This is a genomic window from Bradyrhizobium jicamae (assembly GCF_018130215.1).
GTDB lineage: Bacteria > Pseudomonadota > Alphaproteobacteria > Rhizobiales > Xanthobacteraceae > Bradyrhizobium > Bradyrhizobium jicamae_A.
The window spans coordinates 1-6,364 of sequence record NZ_JAFCKQ010000097.1; the positions used below are offsets into that span (position 1 = coordinate 1).

Here is a 6,364-nt window from a genome sequence, read left to right on the forward strand (position 1 = left end):
CGTCAACGGCACCCTTGCGGCAGCCCTTGGGCTCGGACTTCGACTCTGGATCGCGGGTCTCGTCCTCTGGTTCATCGCGCACTTGACCGCCGTCTGGGCCGCCAAACGGGATCCCGCCTTCGTCGATGTGGTGCGCCGGCATCTGCGCATTCCCGGCCATCTCAACCTCTGAGCTCTCAATCATGATGAATCTTGCTGAGTATCGCCATTCCAACGCCCGTCTCGCCGACTTCCTGCCCTGGGCAACCCTCGTCGAGAAGGGAATCATCCTGAACAAGGACGGTTCGTTCCAGCGCACGGCAAAATTCCGAGGACCCGACCTCGATAGCGCGATGCCGGCTGAACTCGTCGCCGTCGCCGGTCGCTTGAATAACGCCTTGCGTCGCTTAGGGTCAGGCTGGGCCGTATTCGTCGAGGCGCAGCGCCATTTCGCCGGGGCCTATCCTCCGAGCACATTTCCGGATGTCGCATCTGCACTAATCGACGCCGAGCGCAGAGCTCAGTTTGACGAGGCGGGTGCTCACTATGAGCCAGCTATTTCCTGACGTTCCTCTATTTTGCCGGCGGAGGAGGAGCCGACGGGGGGACTATCAAAACGGCCCAGTATCTCGACCCCCGACGGTAGCGGAGTCTTGCATCGAATTTAACTAGGGCGCTGGTTGCAGAAAGACCCAAAGGCGTGCGAGCAGGTGCGGCATGTCTATCCTGCGTTGGCCTTCAGGCCGGCGGCCTCGATGCCGGCCACGGCGCATGCTTCGTCATTGTCGGACGTATCGCCGCTGACACCGACGGCGCCGAGCAGGATGCTGCCGTTGAGGATCAGGACGCCGCCGGGCACCGGCACCATGCGTCCCTGTGCCAGCGTGTTCACGGCGTCGATGAAATAGGCCTGCTCCTGCGCGCGCTGAAACAGCGCGCGCGATCCCATGCCCATCGCGAGCGCACCATAGGCCTTGCCGTGGGCAATCTCGGCCCGCATCAGGCTGGTGCCGTCCTGCGCGGCGGTCACCTTCACTGCGCCGCGCGCGTCGAGGATCGTGATCACGAGCGGTTTGAGCTTCTTCTCGAGACCCTTGGCCAAGGCAGCATCCAGGATCTTGCGCGCGACGTCGAGGGTGAGATCAGCCATGGCTTATTCCTTTGCGGGCATTGATGGGTTGGAGCTGGATTTCGCATAATTGAGGCTCATCGCCAAGACGCGGGCGACGTGAAGCGGGGTGCGTCCGCTGCCGTCCATGATCTGATGCCGGCACGAGGTGCCGTCGGCAACGATGAGTGCTTCGGGATCGGCGCGCCGGATCGCTGGCAGCAGCGATAGTTCGGCCATGTCGAGCGAGGCCTGGTAGGTGTCCGCGCCATAGCCGAAGGCGCCGGCCATGCCGCAGCAACTCGTCTCGATGGTTTCCACATTCAGCTCGGGCACCAGGCGGAGCACCTTCTCGACCGGCCTGAAGGCGCCGAACGATTTCTGGTGGCAATGGCCATGGACGATGGCCTTTCCGGCGACGACGCCAAGCGGCAGGCTGAGCCGCCCGGCTTCCGCCTCGCGCACGAGGAATTCCTCGAACAGCAGCGCGTGCGCGCTAAGATTTTTCGCAACCTCGTCCGAGCGGAGCGAGAGCAATTCGTCCCGCAATGTCAGGAGACAGCTCGGCTCAAGCCCGATGATGGGCACGCCGCGCGCCGTGAACGGCGAAAGGGTTGCAACGAGCCGATCCAGTTCCGTGTGGGCTTCGTCGACCAGGCCGGCCGACAGGAAGGTCCTCCCGCAGCAGAGCGGCCGGGTGTGATCCGCAGGCCTCGGCAAATGGACGCGATATCCGCCCGCAAGCAGCACCTCGAGCGCCGCATCGAGGTTCTCGCGCTCGTAGCCGCGGTTGAACGTGTCGGCGAACAGGACGACCTCTCGCCCATCGGCAGGGCCGAATACATCCGCGCCTGCAACAAACGTGTCGCGGCGAAATGCCGGCAGCGAACGCCTTGCGCTGATGCCGGCGAATTTTTCGAGCAGCATGCGCAGCAACGCGCTGTGGTTGCGCCAATTCGCGATTCGAGCAAAACGCGACGCCAGGTCCAGGTAGCGGGGCAGGTAGCCTACCAGGCGGTCGCGCAGCGACACGCCGTGCGTCGCCGCGCGGGCCGCCAGCACCTCGATCTTCATCTTGGCCATGTCGACGCCGGTCGGGCATTCGTGGCGACAGGCCTTGCAGGAGACGCAGAGCTTGAGCGTCTCCATCATCTCGTCCGAGGCCAGCGCATCGGGGCCGAGCTGGCCGGAGATCGCAAGCCGCAACGTATTGGCGCGCCCGCGGGTTACGTCCTTTTCGTCGCGGGTCGCGCGATAGGACGGGCACATCACGCCGCCCTCGATCTTGCGGCAGGCGCCGTTGTTGTTGCACATCTCGACCGCGCCCTGGAAGCCGCCGCCGGCGCCGGGATAGGCCGACCAGTCGAGCGCGGTCTTCAATTCGCCGACCCGGTAATCGGGCGCGTAGCGAAACAGCGCGCGGTCGTCCATCCTGGGCGGATCGACGATCTTGCCGGGATTGAGCGTGTTGCCTGGGTCGAAGCGCTGCTTGACCTCGCGGAAATCGGCGGCGATGCGCGCACCGAACATCGCCTGGTGGAATTCCGAGCGCACCAGGCCATCGCCGTGCTCGCCGGAATGCGAGCCCTTGTATTCGCGCACCATCTCGAACGCTTCCTCGGCAATGGCGCGCATTGCCTTGACGTCCTTCTCGAGCTTGAGGTTGAGCACAGGCCTCACATGCAGGCAGCCCTCCGAAGCGTGTGCGTACATCGTGCCGCGGGTGCCGTGTCTGGCAAAGACCGCGTTGAGCCGTTCGGTGTAGTCGGCGAGGTGCGGCAGCGGCACGGCGCAATCCTCGACAAAGGACACCGGCTTGCCTTCCTGCTTCATCGACATCATGACGTTGAGGCCGGCAGCCCGGAAGTCGGCGATGCCGGCCTGCAGTGCGGGCTCGACGATCTCGACCACGCCGCCCCATTTGCGCCTGGGGTTGTCCCAGCCGAAGCCGAGATCGGCCATCAACTCGCCGAGCTGCTCGAGACGGGAGAGATTGTCGACCTGGTCCTCCTCCGCGAACTCGACCACCAGGATCGCGTCGGGATCGCCGCGCACCGCGGCTGATATGATCGGCTGGAACATCACGATCTCGCGGCCGAGCGCGATCATGGTGCGATCGACCAGCTCCACGGCAATGGGCCGCAACTTGACCAGGTGCTGAGCCGCGTCCATGGCCTCGTAGAAGCTGCCGAAATGGCAGACGCCCAGAGCCTTGTTGCGGATCACGGGCCACAGCCTGAGCTCGACCTGCGTCGTGAAGGCCAGGGTACCTTCCGAGCCGACCAGCAGATGCGCCATGTTGTTCGGCGCATTGCGCGGAACCAGCGCGTCGATGTTGTACCCGCCGACACGGCGCTGCACTTTGGGGAATTTGTCGGCGATCTCTGCGGCTTCGCGCTCGCCGAGATCGAGCATGTCGCGGAACAGCTTCAATCCGGCGTCGGGCGCATTCAGATTGCTCAGATCGCGCGGCACCTCGCCGAACCGCAGCAGCGTGCCGTCCGCGAGTGCCGCCTCCATCGACAGCGTGTTGTCGCGCATGGTGCCGTAGCGCAGCGAGCGTCCGCCGCAGGAATTGTTGCCGGCCATGCCGCCGATGGTGGCGCGCGACGCCGTGGAGACGTCGACGGGAAACCACAGTCCATGCTTCCTGAGCTGGCGGTTGAGATCGTCGAGCACGATGCCGGGCTCGACCACGCATGTGCGGTTCTCGACGTCGAGCGAGACGACTTGATTCAGGTGCCTGGAGAAGTCGATGACGACGCCGTCATTGACGGTCTGGCCGCATTGCGAGGTGCCGCCGCCACGCGGAGTCACGACGCGCCCGTCGTCCTTGACGAGCGCAACCGCGCGCAGGGCTTCGTCGATCGTCCTGGGGACCACCACGCCGGCTGGCATGATTTGGTAGAACGAGGCGTCGGTCGCATAGCGCCCGCGGTTGAAGGCATCGAAAAAGACGTCGCCGGTCAGCTGCGACTTCAGGCGCTGTTCGAGCGATGAGGCGTGCTTCATCCCAGATCCGATCTGATCCATCTGGCGATAGTGGTCGCTATGAAATTATGCATTATTTCTTTTTGAAAACTATATTATGAATTCAAAATGAGCAAGCTAGTCGCCGTGACGCGCCGCCTCCGGCGTGCCGTCCCCATCTTCGGACAGGTGCTCGATAGCGGCGGTCCGCTTGTTGCGCAGGTGCTGGAACAGGACGTCGCTCAATTCACTGCCGGCGCGGCGGCGCAGGGCGTCGAGGATCGCTTCGTGCTCGCGCATCGCCTCGGCCCAGCGCTGCCGTTTGCGGGCGAAATTGGCGGCGTATCGGACGCGGCGGATCCGGCCGGCGAAATTGGCATAGGCGGTCTTCAGCGTCTCGTTGCGTGCGGCCGCCACGATGCTCTCGTGGATTCGCTGGTTGATCTGGAAATAGAGGTGCATGTCGCGATGCAGATAGTGACCGTACATCTCGTAATGCAGCCGCTCGATCGCGGTGATTTCCTCGTCCGTGATGGCCTCGCAGGCGAGCCGTCCGGCCAAGCTCTCGAGCCCTGCCATCAGTTCGAACAGTTCCTCGATGTCGCGCGCGCTGAGCTGGCGCACCCGCGCGCCGCGGTTGGGCAATAGCTCGATCAGGCCCTCGGAGGCGAGCACCTTAAGCGCTTCGCGAAGCGGCGTCCGGGAGATGCCGAGCATCTCGCAGAGCTGGCGCTCGGGAACGCGGGCGCCCTCAGGGATGTTGCCTTCGACCACATAGTCGCGAAGCCGCAGCAGGATTTCCCCGTGCAGCGAGGCCTCCTGGCGGTCGCCGCCATTGCCGGCGGCCGGTTGGGCGATCGGAACCCCGCTTTCGGGAATCGTGGATTTCATATGCACGACAGTAATTTACCACTCGGATGACGTCGATCCTCACAATCGCACACCAAAAATAGATTGATAAGCCAAAAAATGAATGCAGAATAACGTCGCCGGGCCTGAGCGAGCCCCAACTAAGCCAATCTGGAGGTTTCATGCACCAAGGACGCCATTTCCTGCAGATCCCCGGGCCGAGCCCGGTCCCTGATCGGATTCTTCGCGCCATGGATATGCCGGTCATCGATCATCGCAGCGCGGAGTTCGCGGAGCTCGGCCGGGCGGTGCTGGAGGGCAGCCAAAAGATCTTTCAGACCACAGGCCCGGTCGTAATCTTTCCATCGTCGGGGACCGGGGCCTGGGAAGCCGCGATCGTCAACACGCTGTCGCCGGGTGACCGGGTCCTGATGGTCGAGACCGGCCACTTCGCCACCCTGTGGCGCCAGATGGCCGGCCGCTTCGGGATCGAGGTCGATTTCGTCCCGGGCGACTGGCGCTGCGGCGCCGACCCCGCCGTGATCGAGGCGCGGCTGTCGGAGGACAAGGCGCACGCCATCAAGGCCGTGATGGTGGTGCACAACGAGACCTCCACCGGCGCGACCAGCCGGATATCGGATATCCGCGCCGCGATCGACCGCACCGCGCATCCGGCGCTGCTGATGGTCGACACCATCTCCTCGCTCGGCTCGGTGGATTACCGGCACGACGAATGGAAGGTCGACGTCAGCGTCAGCTGCTCGCAGAAGGGCTTCATGCTGCCGCCCGGCCTCGGCTTCAACGCAATCTCCGGCAAGGCCCGCGCCGCCTCCCGCACCAACAGGATGCCGCGCTCCTATTTCGACTGGGAGGAGATGCTGAAGCCGAATGCGAAGGGCTTCTTCCCGTATACGCCGGCGACGAACCTGCTCTATGGCCTGCGCGAGGCGGTCGCGATGCTGCTGGAGGAGGGGCTCGACAACGGGTTCGCCCGTCATCAGCGGCTGGCTCAGGCGACGCGCGCCGCCGTCACCCAATGGGGTCTCGAGGTCCTGTGCCGGGAGCCATCGGAGTTCTCGCCGGTGCTCACCGCCGTCATGATGCCCCCTGGCCACGATGCCGACCGGTTCCGCAAGGTCGTGCTCGACAATTACAACATGTCGCTCGGCGCGGGCCTGTCCAAGGTCGCCGGCAAGGTGTTCCGCATCGGCCATCTCGGCGAATGCAATGAGCTGACGCTGCTCGGCGCGCTCACCGGCGTCGAGATGGGACTGTCGGTCGCCGGTGTCGCGCATCGCCCCGGCGGCGTCGATGCCGCGATGAAGGTCTTCGAGCAGCGAACGCAGAGCAACTCGTCGCCGCATCTGAAAGTGGCCGGCCCCTAGCAGGCTGTTGAAAAAGGCGCTCGCCGTCGACCGGCGACCATGATTCATTGACTCCGACGAGATTCGGAGACGA

The 6,364-nt window shown here is 64.5% G+C and carries 4 protein-coding genes and 2 pseudogenes; 3 read left to right on the forward strand and 3 right to left on the reverse strand.

All coding sequences use genetic code 11. The features are described 5' to 3' along the window. Positions 1–172 (forward strand): annotated as a pseudogene (locus JQ586_RS41020) (conjugal transfer protein); the annotation flags it as partial. A gap of 10 nt (positions 173–182) precedes the next feature. After that, positions 183–577 (forward strand): annotated as a pseudogene (locus tag JQ586_RS39810) (conjugal transfer protein TrbE); the annotation flags it as partial. A gap of 123 nt (positions 578–700) precedes the next feature. On the opposite strand, the gene JQ586_RS39815 reads toward JQ586_RS39810, so the two are convergent. From JQ586_RS39815 to JQ586_RS39825, 3 genes are all read right to left on the reverse strand, one after another. Further along, positions 701–1,129, reverse strand: a complete 429-nt coding sequence (locus tag JQ586_RS39815) for a heme-binding protein (protein ID WP_212400083.1) — start codon at positions 1,127–1,129, stop codon at positions 701–703. A 3-nt stretch (positions 1,130–1,132) separates the two neighbouring features. Then, a complete protein-coding gene (locus JQ586_RS39820; protein ID WP_212400084.1) occupies positions 1,133–4,099 on the reverse strand; it encodes an FAD-binding and (Fe-S)-binding domain-containing protein in 2,967 nt (988 codons plus the stop codon). Between the two features lie 96 nt (positions 4,100–4,195). Then, positions 4,196–4,948: a GntR family transcriptional regulator gene (locus tag JQ586_RS39825; protein ID WP_212400085.1), complete on the reverse strand. Its 753-nt coding sequence runs from the start codon at positions 4,946–4,948 to the stop codon at positions 4,196–4,198. Between the two features lie 140 nt (positions 4,949–5,088). On the opposite strand from JQ586_RS39825, the gene JQ586_RS39830 reads away from it, so the two are divergent. Next, the gene (locus tag JQ586_RS39830) at positions 5,089–6,291 is read left to right on the forward strand and encodes an alanine--glyoxylate aminotransferase family protein (RefSeq protein ID WP_212400086.1); all 1,203 of its coding nucleotides are present in this window, start codon (positions 5,089–5,091) and stop codon (positions 6,289–6,291) included. Positions 6,292–6,364 lie beyond the last annotated feature (73 nt).